We start from the raw sequence: 19,050 nt of genomic DNA, 5'->3' as shown, positions 1-19,050 counted from the left end.
TCTTCCTCCCGCGGCTCTCTTCCGCTTTCCCCCGTGGCTGGCCCGCGAACGCCCCCCCCGGGGGGGAACGGCCCCGACCCCGACGAGGGTGGCCGGGGGGTTCCCCCCCCCCCCCCCCCCGCGCCTGTCTCGTTCTGCCCTGCTCGGTCCGCCCGTCTCAGCCCGCGGCGCCGAGGAAGGTCTCCCAACCGCCGCTCGGCGCCTGGCCGACGTTGAGCGTGCGCAGCTTGCGCAGGGTGGACTGGTCCTGCACCTCCAGCCACTCGACCAACTGCCTGAAGGAGACCAGCCGGACGTCCGGCTTGCCCGCGATGGTCTTGAGGGTCTCCTCGACGGCGTCCATGTAGATGCCGCCGTTCCACTGCTCGAAGTGGTTGCCGATGAAGAACGGCGCACGGTTGCTGTTGTAGGCGCGGTCGAAGCCGGCCAGGTAGGAGTCCTTGGCCTGGGTGCGCCAGTCGTTGTACTTGGACGGGTCGCCCTTGGTGCTGCCCGCGGACTGGTTGGCCAGGATGTTGTAGTCCATCGACAGCACCTGGAAGGTGTGCCCGGGGAACGGGATGGACTGCAGCGGGAAGTCCCAGACCTTGCCGTCCTGCACCTTCTGCGGCCATATCTGCAGGCCGCCGGAGGAGCTGGCGTCGTACTTCCAGCCCAGCTTCGCGACCGTCGGCAGGAGCGCCTTCTGGCCCTCCAGACAGGGAGTGCGGCCGCCGATGAGCTCCTTCTTGTAGTCGAAGGGCAGCGGGTCGACGTCGGTGAAGCCCGTGTTGGTCCGCCACTGGGTCACGAAGCCGATCGCCTGGTCGATCTCGCTCTGCCAGTCCTCCGGGGTCCACATGTTGACCCCGTTCTTGTCCGGGCGGCTGGAGCAGAAGTGCCCGTTGAAGTGGGTGCCGATCTCGTGCCCGGCCAGCCACGCCTGGCTGACGAGCTTGAGCGTGCTCTTGACCGCGCCGTCCGACAGGTACGGGATGTCGGAGGCGCCGACCGAGTGCTTCGGCGGGTGGTACAGGTCGGCCTTGCCCTTGGGGAGGGCGTAGATCCCGGAGAGGAAGAAGGTCATCGTGGCCTTGTACTGCTCCGCCAGCTTGAGGAAGCGGGGGAACTGGCCGTCGTCGGTGCCACCCGCGCCGTCCCAGGAGAACACCACGAACTGCGGCGGCCGCTCGCCGGGCTTGAGCTTCTCGGGCTTCGGCTGGTTCGGCTGCGGGCCGGTGTCGGCGTTGGAGCCGTCGCCGATCGGAGTGCCCTTGGGCACCCCCGTCTTGGTCGGGTCGGTCGTGCCCGCCGGGGTGGTGCCGGGGCTGCCACCGGTCGTGGGGGAGGAGGAGTTCTGGCTCGAACCGGATCCGCTGCTGGAACAGGCGGCGACCGCGCCGAGGGCCGCGGTCGCAGCGGTCGCACTGAGCACCGTCCTGCGCGAGATGCTGGTCATGGTCTCCCCTGGGTGCCGATGCCGGTGGTGAGGGCGGCCCGGGGCCGCACCGGTCAAATCGGGCAATTGATGAATTTTCCGCCGTTAGCATGCCATGTGGCCGCAGTGGCCACCAAGGCCGTCGACCCTCTACGAGAGTCAACACGTCAGCAGGACCGGGCTGGGCTGCAAGGATTCGTGGTCTGTTGCCGTCCTGTGACGCTTCGCTCCTCGCGCCGCCAGGGGAGTACGGTACCGCCGGTCCGGCGGGGCGGGTCAGAGTTCGTCATCGCTCGGTACGGCTCGTCGCCCGTCCGGGCAGAGCTCGCCGATCGCGGGGGCGCGGCGAGGGGCGGCCGGGGCGCCCGGGGCCGGGGGTGCAGGCCGAGGCGCAGCGGTCAGAGCGCGGCGAGCCGCCGGTTGCGGCGCACTATTCGCGCGATCGCGGTGCTGACGATGGTGGCGGCGGTGCAGGACACCGCGAGGCTCAGCCAGGCGGTGTCGAACCAGTGGCTGTTCAGCCAGCCCAGCGTCACGATGTAGGCGGCCCAGACCAGCGCCGCCAGTGCCGACCAGTGCAGGAAGCGGTGCGGGTGGGCGGGGGAGTGGCCGATGGCCACGTCCAGGACGGTCCGCCCGGCCGGGACGAACCGGGCGACCACCACCATGGCCGCGGCCGCCCCGTGAGGGCGTTCGACCAGGGCCTGCTGGACCCTGGTCACGCTGGCCGCCAGTTCCGGGCGCTGGGCGAGCCGGCGCTGGAGCAGCGGGGCGCCGCGCCGGGCGAGGTGCAGGAGGAGGAGGTCGCCGAGGAACGAGGCCACTGCCACGCCCAGGCCGAGCAGCACCGGGGCGCCGTCGATCCGCGCCGTCTTGAGCACCGCCAGGATGACCAGTGTCCCGCTGGGGATGAAGGGGAGGAGGGCGTCTCCGAGCACGGCGAAGAGCGCCAGGGCGCAGATCCACGAGGATCCGATCGCCGCCACGAAGTTCAAGGCCTGTACTCCCTCCACGCCGCCCGGGGGAGCAGGTGGCTGCTGAGGTCAACGCTAGCGCCTCGACTTTTCATGCCATGAAGCACCCCGGTATGCCATGGGTCACAGACCCCGGCCCCGACCTGCGCAAAGGCGCGAGCCCCCGGAGCGGGGTGCCGCTCCGGGGGCTCGCGGGGATCGATCGGCGCTGGTCCAGCCCGGCGATCTTGCTGGCGGAACGCGGATCCTGTTGGGCGATCCGGTCCTGTCCACCAGCCTGCCGGACGCCGCCCACCGGTCGCGAGCCCTCCGCCTGGCGACTTCCGGCGCTGGCATGAAGTCGCCAGGCGTGTCCGTGCGCTGGCTCTCCGTCATTCGAATGGTCGGTCGGCGGCACCGTACCGGGCCGTGCCCGCCGGCGCCGAGCAGGGCCGGATCGGGGCCGGATCGGGGCCGGCGTACGGGTCGGAGCGGGGTCGCTGCACGGGCCGCGACGGAGCGGGCGTGAGGTCGGCGCGGTGACCGGCGTGCAGGCCGGCGTGCAGGCCGACACGTGCCGGATACGGGAACAGTCGGCTCGGCGCGGTGGTTGACCCCGGTCGGCAGCAGCGACCGCCGGGCCACCCGAGACCCGCGGTCGCCCACCAGGGCCGGCTCACGAAAGCCAGAAGGGCGGACGGCATGACCACCGAGGACCAGCAGGAGCACCCGACCGAACCGCGAACCGGCGCGGCGATCCGGGGCACCGCCCGCGGCACGGCGCCCGCCCCGCTCTCCATCCTCGACCTGGCCACCGTGGGCGTCGGCTACACGCCCGCCGAGGCCCTGGCCGCGACCACCGCGCTGGCCCGCAACGCCGAGCAGTGGGGCTACCACCGCTTCTGGGTGGCCGAGCACCACGGCATGCCGGGAGTGGCCAGCTCCACCCCGGCCGTCCTGCTCGCCCACCTCGGCGCCAACACCACGACCCTGCGACTGGGCTCGGGCGGGGTGATGCTCCCCAACCACGCCCCGCTGGCCATCGCCGAGCAGTTCGGCCTGCTGGAGGCCCTGCACCCGGGCCGGATCGACCTGGGGCTCGGCCGCGCCCCCGGCACCGACCCGGCCACCGCCCGGGCGCTGCGCCGCGGCCGCGCCGAGGGCGCCGACGACTTCCCGCAGCAGCTCGCCGAGCTGACCCACTTCCTCGACGGCGACTTCCCCTCCGGCCACCCCTACGCCCAGCTGACCGCCGTCCCCCGGGGCGACGGGCGCCCGCCGGTCTGGCTGCTCGGGTCCTCCGGCTTCAGCGCCCAGCTGGCCGGCCGCCTCGGCCTGCCGTTCGCCTTCGCCCACCACTTCAGCAGCGTCAACACCATCCCGGCGCTCGACCTCTACCGGGAGTCCTTCCGGCCCTCCGCGGTGCTCGCCGAGCCCTATGCGCTGATCGGTGTGAGCGCGGTCGCCGCCGAGGACGAGGGCGCGGCCCGTCGCCTCGCCCGCTCCGCGGCCCTCGGCATGCTCCGGCTGCGGCGCGGCAACCCCGGCCCGATCCCCACTCCGGAGGAGGCCGAGGCCTACCAGTACAGCCCAGCCGAGGCGGAGTTCATCGACAGCTGGCTCGACAACGTGGTGCTCGGCGCCCCGGGCGAGGTCGCGGACGGGCTGGAGGCCCTGCGCAAGCGGACGGGCGTCGACGAGCTGATGGTCACCTCGCACATCCACGGCCACGAGGCCCGGCTCCGCTCCTACGGCCTGATCGCCGAGGCGTACGGCCTGACGGCGGAAGGCTGACGGCCGAGGCCTGAGCGCGGGAGGCCTGAACGGAGCGGCCCGGCCGCCGGCCCCGGTTACCGGCTGGTGTCCGGGCCGGGGCGGCCCTCGCGGAGTATGGCGGCGACGAGCTCGGCCTCGCCCGGCCGGGCGAAGTACCAGCCCTGGGCGGTGTCGCAGCCGGTCAGCCGCAGCCGTTCGGCCTGCGCGGCGCTCTCGATGCCCTCGGCGGTGACGGTCAGGCCGAGGGTGTGGGCCAGCTGCACCATCGCGCCCACGATCTGCTCGTCGGCGTCGCTGCGGCGGGAGCCGAGCTCGGGGAGCTCCGAAGGGTTCGTCGCCGGGGCCGGGTCGCGGAACCCTTCGATGAAGGTGCCGTCGAGCTTCAGGACGTGTACCGGCAGCCGGGAGAGGTAGGCCAGGTTGGAGTAGCCGGTGCCGAAGTCGTCGATCGCGATCCGCACGCCCATGTCCGCGAGCGCCTGGAGCGCCTGCAACGGCCGTCCGCCGGGGCCGAGCAGGGCGCTCTCGGTGATCTCCAGCTGGAGCAGCCGCGCCGGCAACCCGGTGCGTTCGAGGGCGCGGGCGACGTCGGCGACCACGTCGGAGTCCCAGATCTGGCGGGCGGCCAGATTGACGCTCACGAAGGTCTCGGTCTCGGGGAACTCGGTGAGCCACTGCCGGGCCTGGCGGCAGGACTCCTCCAGCACCCAGGTGCCGAGGGGCACGATCGCGCCGGTCTCCTCGGCGAGCGGGATGAAGCGGTCCGGGGAGAGCGTCCCGTAGCGGGGGTGGCGCCAGCGGACGAGGGCCTCCGCGCCGTGGACGGCTCCGTCGGCCAGGCCGACCAGCGGCTGGTACTCGATGGTGAACTCGCCGCGCTCCAGGGCGGGCCGCAGCGCGGTGGCGAGGAGCTGGCGGGTCAGCTGGTGGGCGCCGCGGTCCGGGTCGTAGAGGGTCCAGCGGGCGCGGCCGTCGGCCTTGGACCAGTAGAGCGTGGCGTCGGCGTCCTTGACCAGGTCGGTGGGGGTGGTCTCGTGCACGGACCGTTCGACGACGCCGACGCTGGCCGTGATGACCAGCCGGTGTCCGGCGACGTCGAAGGGGTGTTCCAGTTCCTGGAGGATCCGGGCGGCCAGGTCGGTCAGTTGGTCGCTGCCCCGGCTGTCGGTGACCAGGACGGCGAACTCGTCACCGCCCATCCGGGCCACCAGGTGGGCGTCGTGCTCGGAGAACCCGCGGCGCAGCCGGGTGGCGACGGCGATCAGCAACTGGTCGCCGATGTGGTGCCCGAGCGTCTCGTTGATCGCCGCGAAGCCGTCGAGGTCCAGGTAGCAGACGCCGACCCGGCGCCCGTCCGCCGGTGCGAGGACGGTGTCGCTGGTGCCGGCGGTGTCGGGGGTGTTGGGAGCCTCGGCGGGCTCAGCAGCCCCGGTGGCCCCGGTGGCCGTGACGCAGGCGGCGTCGAGCCGTTCGAAGAAGGACGTCCGGTTGGGCAGTCGGGTCAGCGGGTCGTGCAGGGCTTGGTACTCCAGGCGGTCACCGAGCCGGCGCTGCTCGGTGATGTCCTCCACCAGCGCGAGGGTGTAGAGCGGCTGGCCGGCGCCGTCCCGGATCAGCGAGACGGTGACCTTGCTCCAGACGGTGCGGCCCTCGCGGTGCTTGAGCTGCTTCTCCACGCGGAACCGCTCCCGCCCGCCGTGGACGAGTTCGGGGAAGAGTCGGTGCGGCATGCCCTCCGGATCGATGATCTCGTGCAGGTGGGTGCGGACCAGTTCGCCGACGCCGCGTCCGATCAGGGCGGCGAAGGCGGGATTGACCTCGATGATCCGGTCCTCGGGGTCGATCAGGGCCATCCCGATGACCGCGTCGCAGAAGGCGGCCCGGAAGCGGGATTCGCTGGCCCGCAGCGCGGCCAGCAGCCGGTCGTTCCCGCCGTTCTCCTGGCCGGGGCCGTCGACGGCGCTCCGGTGGGTGCCGTCGGTCAGCGGCGCCGAGCAGGTGGGGCAGAGCAGCATCCCGGGGTCGTCCAGCACGGTTCCCGTCGCACCCGTCGCACCCGTCGCACCCGTCGCACCCGTCGTGCCGACGGCCCGGCCGCCGGCCGCGACAGCACCGACGGCCGTGACGGAACCGGCGACGCCGACCGGACCGACCGGACCGACCGGACCAACCGAACCAGCCGGACCGACGGTGCTGATGTTCGGGCCCAGGAGGGGTGTTGTGAGGTGACGGTGGTGCGGTGTTTCCTCGTGCCGCACGCCCGGGTGGTGTGCGTCGGCCCCCTCGTTCTGGCCCGGCACGGCATGCTCCCGTCCGCTGCTGACGCTGGATGCTGGTCCGGCCGGCCAATCGGGACTCCGGCGGCCGGCTCCGCACTCTGTCGAGGTCCTCGGAGTCGGTCCGGTGCGGGGCGCCCGCCGTGGGGCGCTGTCGCGCGGAGACCCGCGTGAAGAACAGGGCGCTGCGGCCGATCATAGGCCGCGGCGGCAACGCGCGGTGACCGCCGCCAGGGTGATTCGCCCGCTTTGTGATCATGTGCGGCGGTACATGCAGACGCCCCCGGTGCACATCACATGATGTGCGCCAGGGGCGCGTGCGCCGAGATCGCGCCCCCGGGCGCCGACCGCGCGCCCGGAGCGGCCGGAGTGCGTCGGGATCCGTCGGGATCCGTCGCGATCCGTCGGGGCGTCAGGCCAGCTTGGCGGTGAGGGTGATGGTGGTGCCGGCGAGCGCCTTGCTGACCGGGCAGTTGGCCTTGGCGTCCTCGGCGGCCTTGGTGAAGTCGGCCTCGTCCAGTCCGGGCACCTCGCCGGTGACGGTCAGGTGGATGCCGGTGATGCCGGTGCCGGGCTGGAAGGTGACGTCGGCCTGGGTGTCCAGCTTGACGGGCGGGGTGCCGGCGCCGGTCAGGCCGTGCGAGAGGGCCATCGAGAAGCACGCGGAGTGAGCGGCGGCGATCAGCTCCTCCGGGCTGGTCTTGCCGTTGGGCTGTTCGGCCCGGGCCGGCCAGGAGACGGGGTACTCGCCGATCCCGGACGAGGCGAAGGTCACCTGCCCCTTGCCGTCGAGCAGGTTGCCCTCCCAAGCGGTGCGGGCGGTGCGGGTGGTTGCCACGATCGGTACCTCCATTACTGAGGGACTGCTGAGTCGTCACTTCCGGTCATGCGCGCACCAGCCTACGGGGCGGCCCCGGTTCGGCCCGGGGCGGCACGGGCCCGGATCGGTACGGGGCGCCGGGTGGCGCGGGCGATGTCCGGATTGTGGACGGATCCGCCTAAAGGTGCGGCTCCACCACGGGGGCCCTGTTAGATTTGCCCGGGCCCGAGCCCGGCCGCTGTACGGCCGGGTGCCCACTTCAGACACCGGGAGCCGCCCCGATGACGGACCACCCCACGACCCCCGACGCCGGCCTGCCCGACGGGGTCGACGCCGCCGTGCGGGCGGAGCTGACCAGCCTGCGCGAGAGCATCGACAACATCGACGCCGCGGTGGTCCACATGCTGGCCGAGCGCTTCAAGGCGACCCAGCGGGTCGGCAGGCTCAAGGCCGAGCACAAGCTGCCGCCGGCCGATCCGGCACGTGAGCGCGACCAGATCAAGCGGCTGCGGGAGCTGGCCGCCGGGGCCAAGCTGGACCCGGTCTTCGCCGAGAAGTTCCTGACGTTCATCATCGCCGAGGTCATCCGGCACCACGAGGCCATCGCCCGCGCTTGAGAGCACCCCTGAGGGGGCCGGTGTTGAGCCGTCGAGAACGGCCCCGGCGCCGCCCGGTCCGGACATGTCGGGGGCGGCTAAACGCCGGATTTCGTGAGGCTCCGGGGTTGGCGTAGCGTGCAGGTTCCCCCAGCCGGAGAGGTGGAGCAGCGACGATGGCGGTGAACCTGCCCGAAACGCCGAGCGATGCCGGGTCCGGTCCGGCCCCCGCCGCCGGACGCGACCCCGGTGTTTCCGACGCCCGTGAAGCGCCCGGAGGCCGCGCCGAGGCCCGCCGCCGTGCGCGCGGTTCGCGCGGCCGCAAGGCCCGGCGGACCGGGCGCAGGCCCCGGCCCTGGTGGATCGAGATCCCGGCGATGGCGGCGGTGGGCCTGGTGGTCGCGCTGCTGATCAAGACCTGCCTGTTCCAGGTGTTCACCATCCCGTCCGGCTCGATGGAGAACACGCTGCGGATCGGCGACCGGGTGGGCGTGAACAAGCTGGCGCCGTTGACCGGCTGGAAGCCGGAGCCCGGGCAGCCGGTGGTGTTCAAGGATCCGGGTGGCTGGCTCCCGCCGCAGCCCATCGACTCGAACCCGTTCACCAACGCGGCCGGCTCGGTGCTGAGCTTCGTCGGCCTGGTGCCGCCGAAGGACGACAACTACCTGGTCAAGCGGGTCATCGCGACCGGCGGCCAGACCGTGCAGTGCACGGGCACCACGCTGACCGTCGACGGGAAGAAGGTCGACGAGCCGTACCTGCACCCCGGTGACGACTCCTGCGCGGGCCTGGACTTCGGGCCGGTGACGGTGCCCTCGGGCCACGTCTGGGTCGAGGGCGACCACCGCAGCGACTCGGCGGACTCCCGCTACCACCAGCGCGGTCCCGGGGACGGGGCCGTGCCGGTGGACAACGTGGTCGGGCCGGTGTCGGCCGTGGTGTGGCCGCTCAATCACCTCGACTGGTTCGGCTGGTTCGGCCGCTGACCTGCCGCTCGGCGGCGACCCGTTCCGGAGAGTCCGGAGAGTCCGGAGAGTCCGGAGAGCCCGGAGAGCCCGGAGCATCCCGGGCGTCCGGAGCACCCCCGGCGTCCACGGCCTCCACGGCCGCCGGCTTGCCGGTCTGCGCCGCGAAGGCGCCGGTCAGCACGAGCAGGCCGCCCGCGATCTGCGGCAGACCGAGGTGCTCGCCGAGCAGCACCCAGGCCAGCACGGTGGCGACGACCGCCTCCAGGTTGGCCACCACCCCGGCGACCGGGGGCGAGAGGTGCCCGACGGCGATCACGCCGGTCAGGTAGGCGAGCACGGTCGCGATCAGGATCATCCAGGCGGCCGGGAGCAGCGCGGGCAGGGTGTGCCCGTTCATCACCACGGATCCGCCGAGCGTGCTCCAGTCGGCCTGCCAGGGCCGGGTGAAGACGGTGAGCAGGACGGCGCCGATCAGCAGCCCGAACGCGCTGACCGCCAGTGGGTCGACCGGGCGCTCGCCCCGGCGTCCGGCGTCGGCGAGCACGAAGTAGCCGACCTGGCAGCAGGCCGCGCCGAGGGCGAAGAGCACGCCCAGCGCGTCGAAGCTCAGGCCGTTCCAGACCTCCACCACGCAGGCCAGCCCGGCGACCGCGACGCCGGCGCCGATCGCGGCGCCCCGGCTGATCGGCTTGCGCTGGACGAACTTGACGTAGCCGATGAGCAGCGGCGGTCCGAGGTACTCGATGAGCAGGGCGACGCCGACCGGGATGCGGGAGATCGCCGCGAAGTAGCAGGCCTGGACGCCGGCCACGGCGAGCAGGCCGAACCCGATCAGCAGGCCGGGGCGGCGCAGGACGGCGTCCCGGTGGCGGTAGGCGATGGGGAACAGGGCCACGGCGGCGCCGGTGACCCGGAGCCACACCACGTGCAGCGGTGAGAGGCCGGCCTCGATCAGTGGTTTCGCGGCGGTGCCGGAGCCGCCGAAGGCGAACGCGGAGACCAGCGCGAGGCTGAGGCCGAGGGTTCTGCCCGTGGGGAGGGTGGGCGAGGCCGTTGATCTGTGCACCGACGCATTGTGGCAGTCATACCGGGCGGTCAGTAAGGTGCCATTCCGTCATTTGGTCCTGCACGGAACTGTGCGCAGCGGCGCACTCACCCGGCCCGCGCACGCCCCTGCGCCGTCCGCGCCCCCTCGCCGGCCCGAGCCCTCCCGCCACTCGGGCGCCCCGCCCCCCCGCCGCCGCCGCTACCCGGCGTTCGCCCCCGCCCCGGTGAGCGTGTCCGACCCGCCCGTGGGCTGGGTGGTCGGCTGCGTGGTCGGCGCCGTGGTCGGGCCGGTGGAGGGTGTCGGCCGACCGGTGGGCCGTCCGGTGGGCCGCGTCGTCGGCGGGGCGGTCGGCTGCTGGGTGGCCGGGGGCGCGGTCGGCGGGCTGGTCACACTGCCGCCGCCGGAGTTCGAGCCGCCGGCCGGCGTGGTCGGGCCCGAGCCGGCCCCGGCCCCGGCGCCGTCGCCCGGCGGGGTGGTCGGCGCCGCGGGGGCGGTCGAGGCGCCGTTCGAGCCGGTCCCGGTCGACGGGGTGCTGCTCGGCGAGGACGGGGCCGTCGGCAGATCGGTGGCGCCGGAGGAGTCGCCGCCGTCGGCCGGGGTCTGGAAGTCGCTGACCGGCACGCCCTTGAGCGCCGCCTTCATGTAGCTGGTCCAGATCTGTGCCGGGAACTGGCCGCCCGCCGCGCCGTCGATCCCGCCGACGCCGCTCAGGCTGACCTGGGCCCCGCTGCCCGGGTCCTGGCCGAACAGGGCCACCGAGGTGACCAGCTCGGGGGTGTAGCCGACGAACCAGACCGACTTCTGGTCGTCGGTGGTGCCGGTCTTGCCGGCCACCGGGCGGCCCAGTGCCTTGGCTCGCCAGCCGGTGCCGCCCGGGTCGTTCACCACGCCCTGGAGCATCGAGGTGACCTGGTTCGCGGTGTCCGTGCTGATCGCCTGGGTGGTCTTGTGCGCGGGCAGCGGGACGGCCTCGCCCTCGCGGTCCACGGACTGCACCAGCCACGGGGTGATCTGCTTGCCGCCGTTGTCCAGTGCCGCGTACACGCCGGCCATGTCGAGCACGCTCGGGGTGGCCGCGCCGAGCGGGATGGACGGCACCGGGTCGAGGCCCGGGGTGCTGCCGGGCAGGCCCAGCGCGATGCCGGTGTCCTTGACCTTCTGGAGCCCGGTGTCCTGGGCCAGCTGGGCGAACGCCGAGTTGACCGACCAGTCGGTGGCCTGCTGGAGGGAGATCTGGCCGTAGCTCCTGTCGCCCTCGTTCGGCGGCGCGTACGGGGTGCCCTTGCCGCCGCGGACCTTGCGGCCGCTGGTGCCGTCGTAGACGGTGCGCGGGGTGACGGTCCGGCCGTCCTGGGTCTTGGCGTTGTTCTCGAACGCGGCCGCCAGGGCGATCGCCTTGAAGGTCGAGCCGGCCTGGTAGTCCCGCCGGGTCGCGTTGTCGACGTAGTGCTTGACGTAGTCGACGCCGCCGTAGAGGGCGACGACCGCGCCGGTCTTCGGGTCCACGGAGACGGCGCCGGCCTGGGCGGCCGCGTCCTTCTTCCGCTTGTCCGGGTTCAGGGTGTCGCGCAGCTGCGCCTGGACGGAGTCCTGGAGGGCCTGCTGGCGGGCCGGGTCGATGCTCAGCTTGATCGTGTAGCCGCCCTTGGCCAGCTCGGTCTCGCTGATGACCTGGTTCGAGGTGAGGTACTGGGTGGCCTCGTTCACCAGGTAGCCGGTCTGGCCGGACAGGCCCGGGTTGGGCTGCGGGTCCTTGACGTCCGGGAAGGTGGTGGCGGACCGTTCCTCGGCGGAGAGCCAGCCCTCCTTGACCATGCCGTCCAGCACGTAGTTCCAGCGGTTGACGGCGTTCTGCTTGCCGGCCGGGGTCGCGGTGGCCACGTCGTAGGCGCTCGGGGCGTTCAGCAGGGTGGCCAGGTAGGCGCCCTGGGCGGGGTTGAGCGCGGAGGCGTCGACGCCGAAGTACGCGTGGGCGGCGGCCTGGATGCCGTAGGCGCCGCGGCCGTAGTAGGAGGTGTTCAGGTAGCCGGAGAGGACGTCGTCCTTGCTCTCGGTGGCGTCCACCTTGATGGCTATGAAGAGTTCCTTCACCTTGCGGGTGACCGACTGCTTCTGGTTCAGGTACGTGTTCTTCACGTACTGCTGGGTGATCGTGGAGCCGCCCTGGGTGCCCGCGCCCTTGGCGGTGTTGACCGCGGCCCGGAGCAGGCCCTGCACGTTGACGGCGCCCTCGTGGTAGAAGTTGCGGTCCTCGGCGGCCAGTGCGGCGTGCTGGGCGGCGGGGGAGACCTTGTCCAGGCTGACGTTCTGCCGGTTGGTCTGGCCGGTGCGGGTGATCACGGAGCCGTCGGCGTAGAGCCAGGTGTTGCTCTGCGCGGTCGCGGCGGCGTGCGCGTCGGGGACCTTCACCAGCGTGACCCCGAGCACGAACAGGCCGACGCCGAGCAGCAGGGCCGCGGCGAGGCCGAGCAGGCTCATCCGCCAGGTGGGGATCAGTCGGCGCCAGCCGGTGCGCTTCGGGCGGCGGGGCTTCCCGCCGCCGGTCACGGGGGCGGCGCGCTTGAAGCGTTTGACCGGTCGGAGGCCTGTCGACGGCGTGCGACGGCCGCTCTGGGCGTTCTCGGACAAGGCGCGGCCTTTCCTGCGGGCGGACCGGGTCAGCCTGCACGGACGGGGACATCGGTGGTTAGGGACCTTTGTCCCGATTCCGGTTTACTGCCCTGGACGAGCCGGGCGGGCCGATTGGCTCCACCGGAACGGCAATCGAGACCGACATCACACGCAAAACGGACGTCGAAGGCCAAAAAATTGAGGAGCCCCTCGCTGCTGCGAGAGGCTCCCCAAATGTCTGTGCGCCGCCAGGGACTCGAACCCCGGACCCGCTGATTAAGAGTCAGCTGCTCTAACCAACTGAGCTAGCGGCGCCTGCTGACCTGGAAAACAATACACGGTCCCGGCGGGTGCCTCGAACCGCCCGGAACCGCCCGCGGCCGCGCGGGAACCGACCCGCCGCCGAGGTGTCCGTTTCCGCCCGGTTGGGGTGCAGTTCGCCGCCGGTTAGGGTGGAACGGTGCCCAGCCCCAAGCCCGGACACCCGAACGCGCGGAAGGCGGTCGCCGCGCTGCTGATGCTCAGCGCCACGGCGTACACCGCGTGGGTGCTGGAGGTCGTGCTGAGCACCGGACTCGACCCGGTGCAGGCGTACATCAGCGAACTCGCGGCCGAGGACCAGCCGCTGGGCGGCCTGTTCCGGGCCACCGACCTGGTCGCCGGGCTCTGTGTGCTCGCCGCGGCCGTCACCGCCCTCGCCGGTGGGCAGGCCGGGCCGCGCGGCGCCCGGCGCGGGTGGGCGGTGGTCGGCTGGTCCGCCCTCGCCCTGTTCGGCGCGGCGACCGCCGCCGACTCCCGGCTGCCGCTCAGCTGCGCCCCCACCAGCGACGAGATGTGCGCCGCCCGCGAGACCGCCGGGCTCGTCCCCGCGACCCACACCGCGCACGCCGTCACCAGCAGCCTCGCCATGCTCGGTGCGCTCACCGGGCTGGCCGCGCTCACCGTCGCCGCCCGCCGCTACGGCTGGTGGCCGCCGGTGCGCCGGATCGGGCCCTGGCTGCTCGGCGCCGAACTGCTGGCCACCGGCTGGAGCCTGGCCGCGATCGCCGCCTTCGAGGCCGGGCGCGGCACCTGGGCGCTCGGGGCCGGCCAGCGGCTCCAGGTGCTGCTGGTGGCGCTCTGGCTGGCCGTCCTGGCGCTGAGCCTGGCCCTCCCCGCGGGGGCGCCGTCCGACGAATCCACCTGGTCCGACGCTTCTCCGCCGCACCGGGGGCCCCGGCCGGCCGAACGGCCCCCGGGCCGGGAGCCGGCATGACCGCACCCGACGACCCCCGCACCCGGGCGCGCTTCCTGCGCGTCGACGGCGTCCCGCTGCACGTCCGCACCGAGGGCAGCGGCCCGGTCTGCCTGCTCACCGGGGGCCTCGGCAGCAGCTGGTTCGACTGGGACCTGGTCGTCCCCTTCCTCACGCCCTACCGCACCGTGGTCCGCTTCGACCGGCCCGGCTACGGGCTGAGCGCCCCCGAGCCCGCCACCGGGCGGCCCGCTCCGACGGCCGCCGGCGAGGCCGAGCGGATCCGCGCGGTGCTGGACGGCCTCGGGCTGCGCGGGCCCTGCACCGTCGTCGGCCACTCGCTGGCCGGCTTCCACGTCGAGGCCTTCGCCCGGCTGCACCCCGACCGGGCCGCCGGGCTGGTCCTGGTGGACGGCAGCGTCGAACCGGCGGCCCGGCCGTACCCGGCCCCCGGCGCGCGCGACCTGGCGGCCCGGGCGCTCGCGGGCGCCGCCACCGCCGTCGCCGTGCCGTACCTGCTCGGCCCGACCGCCCGCCGACTGACGGCCCGGCTGTCCACGGTCTGCCGCGAGGACCTCGCCCCGGCGCCGCTGGTGCGGCACTGCTACCGCACCGGCCGGGCCCTGCGCGCCCTGCTGCGGGAGAACGCGCGCTACCTCGACCTGGCCGCCGAGGTGGACGGGCTGCGGCGCACCCGGCCGCTGCCCGAGGGCCTGCCGGTCACCGTGCTCGCCGCCGACGACGGCTGCCGCAGCCGCCGTACCGAGGAGTGGCTGGCCGGCCAGCGGGAGCTGGCGGCGCTGCTCGGGGCCGACTACCGCACCACCGCCCCGGCCGGGCACCTGGTGATGTTCGACCGCCCGGACGCCGTGGCCTCCGCCGTCCTGGACACCTTCTGAGGCCGGGCATCCGTTGAGGCCGGGCACCTTCTGAGACCGGGCACCCGCCGCGACGCCCACTGAAACGTCTCAGGCCGCCCACCGAAGTGAGCGGCCTGAGACCTTGCCATGTGCGCCGCCAGGGACTCGAACCCCGGACCCGCTGATTAAGAGTCAGCTGCTCTAACCAACTGAGCTAGCGGCGCCTGCTGACCCGGAGAACTTTACACGGCACCCGGTCGATCCGCCGAATCGCTTTCGGGTGGTCACCCGCAGTGATCGTCCGCAGTGATCACCCGCGGCGATCACCCGCGGCCGGCTACGACTCCGGGTAGTGGCAGGCCGCCTGGTGGTCCTGTGCGGGGGTGTCGTCGAGGAGCGCCGGCCGTTCCTGTTCGCACCGCGTGCGGGCGGCCGGGTCGGCGAGACGGGCGTACACCGGGCAGCGGGTGCGGAAGGAGCAGCCGGTGCGGCGCTCGGTGGGGGAGGGCGGGTCGCCGGCGAGCAGGATGCGGTCGCGGGCGCGCTCGGCGGCGGGGTCGGGCAGCGGGACGGCGGAGAGCAGGGCGCGGGTGTAGGGGTGCCGGGGGCGGTCGAAGACGGCGGAGACCTCGCCCTGTTCGACCGTCCGCCCGAGGTACATGACGCTGACCCGGTCGGCGAGGTGCCGGATCACCGAGAGGTCGTGCGAGACGAACAGGTAGGAGAGGCCGAGTTCGGCCTTGAGCGCTTGCAGCAGGTTGAGCACCCCGGCCTGGATGGAGACGTCCAGGGCGGAGACCGGTTCGTCCAGGACCAGCAGTTTCGGCCGGACGGCCAGGGCCCGGGCGATGGAGACGCGCTGGCGCTGCCCGCCGGAGAACTGGTGCGGGTAGCGGGCGGCGTGGTCCGGGTCGAGGCCGACCTGGTGCAGCAGTTCGGGCACCCGGCGGGCGATCTCCTCGCGGGCGGCGTGCTGGGCGCGCAGTGGTTCGGCGATGATGTCGCCGATCGGCATCCGCGGGTCGAGGCTGGCCATCGGGTCCTGGAAGACGATCTGCAGCCGGGCGCGCAGCCGGTGGGCCTCGGCGCGGGAGAGCTCGGCGGTGTCGTGGCCGAGCAGTTCGATCCGGCCGGTCTCGGGGGCGGTGAGGTTCAGCAGTTCGAACAGCGTGGTGGACTTGCCGGAGCCGGACTCCCCGACCAGGCCGAGGGTTTCGCCCTCCCGGAGGTCCAGGTCGACGCCGTCCACCGCGTAGACCTCGCCGACCCGGCGCTTGAACACCGTGCCCTTGAGGAGCGGAAACGTTTTGCCAAGGCCGCTCACCGCCAGCACCGGCGCCCGCGAGCTCCGGTCCCCCCGGTCCTCCGGAGCGGCCGACGGGGCCGGAAGCGCCGGCACCGGGTAGACGTCGGCCGGCGCGGGCCGCCGCTCGGCCAGCTCCGCCGACCGGACGCAGGCCGCCAGGTGACCGTCGGCCCCGGCCAGTTCCGGCTCCGCCGCCGAGCAGCGCTCCTCCGCCAGCGGGCAGCGGGCGGCGAACGGGCAGCCCGGCGGCAGGTCGGCCATCGGGGCGGGTGCGCCGGGGATCGGGACGAGCGGGCCGCCGAGCCCGTCCAGCCGGGGCACCGCGCCGATCAGGCCGAGCGTGTACGGGTGGCGCGGGGCCGCGAACAGCTCGTCCACCCCGGCGGTCTCGACCACCCGCCCCGCGTACATCACCGCGACCCGGTCGGCCATCCCGGCGATCACCCCGAGGTCGTGGCTGACCAGGACGAGGGCCGCGCCGGTCTCCCGCTGCGCGGTGCGCAGCACGTCCAGCACCTGGGCCTGGATGGTGACGTCCAGCGCGGTGGTCGGCTCGTCGGCGAGCAGGATGTCGGGGTCGTTGGCGATCGCCATGGCGATCATCGCGCGCTGGCGCATGCCGCCGGAGAACTCGTGCGGGAAGCTGTCCAGGGCCCGTTCGGGGGCCGGGATGCCCACCAGGTCGAGGAGTTCGGCGGCCCGGCGGCGGGCGGCGGCCCGGTCGACCCGCTGGTGGATGCGGACGGCCTCGGCGATCTGGTCGCCGATCCGGTAGACCGGGGTGAAGGCGGACAGCGGGTCCTGGAAGACCATGGCGATCCGGCGGCCGCGGATCGCGGCGAGCTCCTTGCCGGGCAGCCCGACCAGTTCCCGCCCGTCCAGTCGCACCGAGCCCTGGACGCCGGCCGTCCTCGGCAGCAGGCCGAGCACGGACAGCGCGGTGACGGACTTGCCGGAGCCGGACTCGCCGACGATGCCGAGGGTCTCGCCGCGCCGCAGGGTGAGGTCCACCCCGCGGACGGCGGGGACGGGGCCGTGCGGCCCGGCGAAGTCCACCCGCAGGTCGCTGACGGCGAGCAGGGGGGTGTCGACGGTGGTGGTCACGGCTTCTTCCTCCGGGCGGAGCGGCGGCGGGGCGCGCCCCCGGCGGTGGGGTCGAGGGCGTCGCGCAGCCCGTCGCCGATCAGGTTGACGGCGAGGACGAAGAGCACCAGCAGCCCGGCGGCGAAGTAGAACAGCCAGGGGAACACCGGGGCTTCGCTGGTCCCGGCGGCGAGCAGGGTGCCGAGCGAGACGTCCGGCGGTTTGACGCCGAAGCCGAAGTAGGAGAGCGCGGTCTCGCTCATCACGGCGCCGCCGACCGCGATGGTGGCGTCGATGATGAGGAAGGAGGCGACGTTCGGCAGGATGTGGCGGGTGATGATCCGCAGCGGCCGCACTCCCATGAACCGTGCGGCGCGGACGAATTCGCGCTCGCGCAGCGAGATGGTCATCGAGCGGACCACCCGGGCGGTGATCATCCAGTTGAACAGGGCGAGCAGCAGTACGAAGGCGATCCAGCCGGCGCTCTTCAGCCGGGGCGAGACGATGGTGATGATCAGGAAGCTGGGGAAGACCAGCAGCAGGTCCACCGCGAACATCAGCGCACGGTCGGCCCAGCCGCCGAAGTAACCGGCGCAGGCGCCGACCAGGGAGGCCAGCACGGTGGAGAACAGGGCCACCAGCAGGCCGATGACCAGCGACTTCTGCAGGCCGCGGACGGTCTGGGCGAAGACGTCCTGGCCGATCCCGTTGGTGCCGAACCAGTGCTCGGCGGACGGCGGTTGGTGCAGCGCGCCGAAGTCGGGGGCGGCGTAGTCCCAGGGCGTGAGGTACGGCCCGCCGAAGGCGAGCGCGAACAGCAGCAGGACGATCACGGCTCCGGCGACGGCCCCGCGGGCGGCCAGCAGCCGGGCGAGGACGAGCCGGGCCCGGCCGGTGGTGCGGGGGGCGGCGGCCGGGGCGGCCGGTTCCACGGCGACGGTGGTCACGTCAGTTCACCTCCGGTCAGGACCGCACGCGCGGATCGAGGGCGGCGTGCAGGGTGTCGGCGAGGAAGCCGGAGGCGAGGACGACGACGGCGGTGAACAGGTTGACGGCGACGACCGAGTTGACGTCCTGTTCGTTGATCGACTGGATCAGCCACTCGCCCATGCCGTGCCAGCCGAAGATCGTCTCGGTGAAGATCGCGCCGGTGAAGATGCCCAGGAAGCTGTAGGCGAACATGGTCGACATCGGGATCACCGCGGTCCGCAGCCCGTGCTTGACCAGCGCCCTGCGGCGGGTGAGCCCCTTGGCCTCGGCGGTGCGCAGGTAGTCGGAGCCGAGCACGTCGAGCATGGTGCCGCGCTGGTAGCGGCTGTAGGTGGCGAGGCCGCCGAGCGCGAGCGAGATGGTGGGCAGCAGCAGGTGCAGCGCCCAGTCGGCGAGGTGGGCGCCGAGGCCGCCGGTCAGTCCGGGGGTCTCGTAGCCGGTGAACGGGATGACGTCGTGGCCGGCCGCGTCCTTGGCGGCGATGGCGCCGTTCTTGAGGAACAGCGCGACCAGGAAGACCGGGGTGGAGAGCAGGACGAAGGAGAGCACGGTGAGCAGCCGGTCGGAGATCCGGTACTGGCGGACGGCGCTCCAGGCCCCGGCGGCGATGCCGAGCACGATGCCGAGCAGGCTGCCGAGCAGCAGCAGCCGCAGCGAGACCCAGACCCGGCGGCCGAAGTCGTCGGTGACCGGGGTGTCGTGGATGGTCCGGCCGAGGTCGCCGTGGAGCAGCCCGTCGGCCCAGTGGCCGAAGCGTTCGACGACCGGTGTGTGGTCGTTCAGGTTGAGCGCGGTGAGCTGGCGCTCGACCGACTCGGCGGCCGGGCGGGGGACCTTGGCGTCGAAGTAGGTGCGCGGCTGGAGGGCGGTCGCGGAGATCGCGTACGCCAGGAAGACGGCGGCGATCAGCAGCACCGCGTAGTAGCTCAGGCGCTTCGCCAGGTAACGGAGCATCAACGGCCGCCCGGGGTGGGGGAGGGGCCGACGCGTCTGGTGGGCATCGGGTGGTGGCCTTCGGTCGGGGCCCGTTCAGGCCTTCGGACGGCAGGAGGACGAGGCGGTACGGGGAAAGCGCAGGTCAGAGTCTGGCAGCGGTGCGCGGCCGGGGTGTTG

General features: G+C 73.4%; 14 protein-coding genes and 2 tRNA genes. 5 read left to right on the top strand and 11 right to left on the bottom strand.

Annotation, left to right across the window (positions count from 1 at the left end; all coding sequences use genetic code 11):
* Positions 1–157: 157 nt before the first annotated feature.
* A complete protein-coding gene (locus tag AC07BF_RS16910; protein ID WP_363619999.1) occupies positions 158–1,438 on the bottom strand; it encodes a polysaccharide deacetylase family protein in 1,281 nt (426 codons plus the stop codon).
* Positions 1,439–1,815: 377 nt separating this feature from the next.
* Positions 1,816–2,403 carry a DedA family protein gene (locus tag AC07BF_RS16905; protein WP_350882667.1) on the bottom strand — a complete coding sequence of 196 codons (588 nt, stop codon included), beginning with the start codon at positions 2,401–2,403 and terminating at the stop codon, positions 1,816–1,818.
* A gap of 669 nt (positions 2,404–3,072) precedes the next feature.
* On the opposite strand from AC07BF_RS16905, the gene AC07BF_RS16900 reads away from it, so the two are divergent.
* The gene (locus AC07BF_RS16900; RefSeq protein WP_363583654.1) at positions 3,073–4,164 is read left to right on the top strand and encodes an LLM class flavin-dependent oxidoreductase; all 1,092 of its coding nucleotides are present in this window, start codon (positions 3,073–3,075) and stop codon (positions 4,162–4,164) included.
* A gap of 56 nt (positions 4,165–4,220) precedes the next feature.
* Here the strand turns inward: AC07BF_RS16900 and AC07BF_RS16895 are convergent, their stop codons facing one another.
* Together AC07BF_RS16895 and AC07BF_RS16890 are read right to left on the bottom strand one after the other, a co-directional pair.
* Positions 4,221–6,161, bottom strand: a complete 1,941-nt coding sequence (locus tag AC07BF_RS16895; RefSeq protein ID WP_400986704.1) for a putative bifunctional diguanylate cyclase/phosphodiesterase — start codon at positions 6,159–6,161, stop codon at positions 4,221–4,223.
* Positions 6,162–6,834: 673 nt separating this feature from the next.
* Positions 6,835–7,260, bottom strand: a complete 426-nt coding sequence (locus tag AC07BF_RS16890; RefSeq protein WP_363583650.1) for an OsmC family protein — start codon at positions 7,258–7,260, stop codon at positions 6,835–6,837.
* 263 nt (positions 7,261–7,523) lie between these two features.
* On the opposite strand from AC07BF_RS16890, the gene AC07BF_RS16885 reads away from it, so the two are divergent.
* Together AC07BF_RS16885 and lepB are read left to right on the top strand one after the other, a co-directional pair.
* The gene (locus tag AC07BF_RS16885) at positions 7,524–7,859 is read left to right on the top strand and encodes a chorismate mutase (protein WP_363583648.1); all 336 of its coding nucleotides are present in this window, start codon (positions 7,524–7,526) and stop codon (positions 7,857–7,859) included.
* Between the two features lie 155 nt (positions 7,860–8,014).
* On the top strand, positions 8,015–8,824 hold the full coding sequence (gene lepB, locus AC07BF_RS16880) for a signal peptidase I (RefSeq protein WP_400986626.1): 810 nt from the start codon (positions 8,015–8,017) through the stop codon (positions 8,822–8,824).
* On the opposite strand, the gene AC07BF_RS16875 is transcribed toward lepB, so the two are convergent.
* The 3 genes from AC07BF_RS16875 to AC07BF_RS16865 form a co-directional block, all read right to left on the bottom strand.
* On the bottom strand, positions 8,787–9,872 hold the full coding sequence (locus AC07BF_RS16875; RefSeq protein ID WP_478333540.1) for an EamA family transporter: 1,086 nt from the start codon (positions 9,870–9,872) through the stop codon (positions 8,787–8,789). The two genes, lepB and AC07BF_RS16875, sit on opposite strands and share 38 nt — an antisense overlap.
* 180 nt (positions 9,873–10,052) lie before the next feature.
* Positions 10,053–12,482: a transglycosylase domain-containing protein gene (locus AC07BF_RS16870; RefSeq protein ID WP_363628147.1), complete on the bottom strand. Its 2,430-nt coding sequence runs from the start codon at positions 12,480–12,482 to the stop codon at positions 10,053–10,055.
* A gap of 223 nt (positions 12,483–12,705) precedes the next feature.
* Positions 12,706–12,779 (bottom strand) — tRNA-Lys (locus AC07BF_RS16865).
* Between the two features lie 202 nt (positions 12,780–12,981).
* On the opposite strand from AC07BF_RS16865, the gene AC07BF_RS16860 reads away from it, so the two are divergent.
* Together AC07BF_RS16860 and AC07BF_RS16855 are read left to right on the top strand one after the other, a co-directional pair.
* Positions 12,982–13,719, top strand: coding sequence for a DUF998 domain-containing protein (locus tag AC07BF_RS16860; RefSeq protein ID WP_363583761.1), 738 nt, complete (start codon positions 12,982–12,984; stop codon positions 13,717–13,719).
* Positions 13,716–14,597: an alpha/beta fold hydrolase gene (locus tag AC07BF_RS16855; protein ID WP_363583640.1), complete on the top strand. Its 882-nt coding sequence runs from the start codon at positions 13,716–13,718 to the stop codon at positions 14,595–14,597. Before AC07BF_RS16860 ends, AC07BF_RS16855 begins: the two co-directional genes overlap by 4 nt.
* A 111-nt stretch (positions 14,598–14,708) precedes the next feature.
* Here the strand turns inward: AC07BF_RS16855 and AC07BF_RS16850 are convergent.
* The 4 genes from AC07BF_RS16850 to AC07BF_RS16835 all read right to left on the bottom strand — a co-directional run bounded on the left by AC07BF_RS16850 (position 14,709) and on the right by AC07BF_RS16835 (position 18,891).
* Positions 14,709–14,782 (bottom strand) — tRNA-Lys (locus AC07BF_RS16850).
* A gap of 113 nt (positions 14,783–14,895) precedes the next feature.
* Positions 14,896–16,968, bottom strand: coding sequence for an ABC transporter ATP-binding protein (locus AC07BF_RS16845; RefSeq protein WP_478333539.1), 2,073 nt, complete (start codon positions 16,966–16,968; stop codon positions 14,896–14,898).
* The gene (locus AC07BF_RS16840) at positions 16,965–17,894 is read right to left on the bottom strand and encodes an ABC transporter permease (protein ID WP_350882605.1); all 930 of its coding nucleotides are present in this window, start codon (positions 17,892–17,894) and stop codon (positions 16,965–16,967) included. Before AC07BF_RS16840 ends, AC07BF_RS16845 begins: the two co-directional genes overlap by 4 nt.
* 16 nt (positions 17,895–17,910) lie before the next feature.
* Positions 17,911–18,891, bottom strand: coding sequence for an ABC transporter permease (locus AC07BF_RS16835; protein ID WP_400986623.1), 981 nt, complete (start codon positions 18,889–18,891; stop codon positions 17,911–17,913).
* Positions 18,892–19,050 lie beyond the last annotated feature (159 nt).

The sequence above is a fragment of the Kitasatospora sp. NPDC043950 genome (assembly GCF_056435345.1).
This window is presented reverse-complemented; position numbering and strand designations above follow the sequence as displayed.

Excerpts from the sequence above, each read along its gene's own strand:
- AC07BF_RS16885 (WP_363583648.1), top strand. The coding sequence starts at position 7,524 with ATGACGGACCACCCCACGACCCCCGACGCCGGCCTGCCCGACGGGGTC.
- AC07BF_RS16895 (WP_400986704.1), bottom strand. The coding sequence starts at position 6,161 with ATGCTGCTCTGCCCCACCTGCTCGGCGCCGCTGACCGACGGCACCCAC.
- AC07BF_RS16835 (WP_400986623.1), bottom strand. The coding sequence starts at position 18,891 with ATGCTCCGTTACCTGGCGAAGCGCCTGAGCTACTACGCGGTGCTGCTG.
- lepB (WP_400986626.1), top strand. The coding sequence starts at position 8,015 with ATGGCGGTGAACCTGCCCGAAACGCCGAGCGATGCCGGGTCCGGTCCG.
- AC07BF_RS16855 (WP_363583640.1), top strand. The coding sequence starts at position 13,716 with ATGACCGCACCCGACGACCCCCGCACCCGGGCGCGCTTCCTGCGCGTC.
- AC07BF_RS16860 (WP_363583761.1), top strand. The coding sequence starts at position 12,982 with ATGCTCAGCGCCACGGCGTACACCGCGTGGGTGCTGGAGGTCGTGCTG.
- AC07BF_RS16910 (WP_363619999.1), bottom strand. The coding sequence starts at position 1,438 with ATGACCAGCATCTCGCGCAGGACGGTGCTCAGTGCGACCGCTGCGACC.
- AC07BF_RS16900 (WP_363583654.1), top strand. The coding sequence starts at position 3,073 with ATGACCACCGAGGACCAGCAGGAGCACCCGACCGAACCGCGAACCGGC.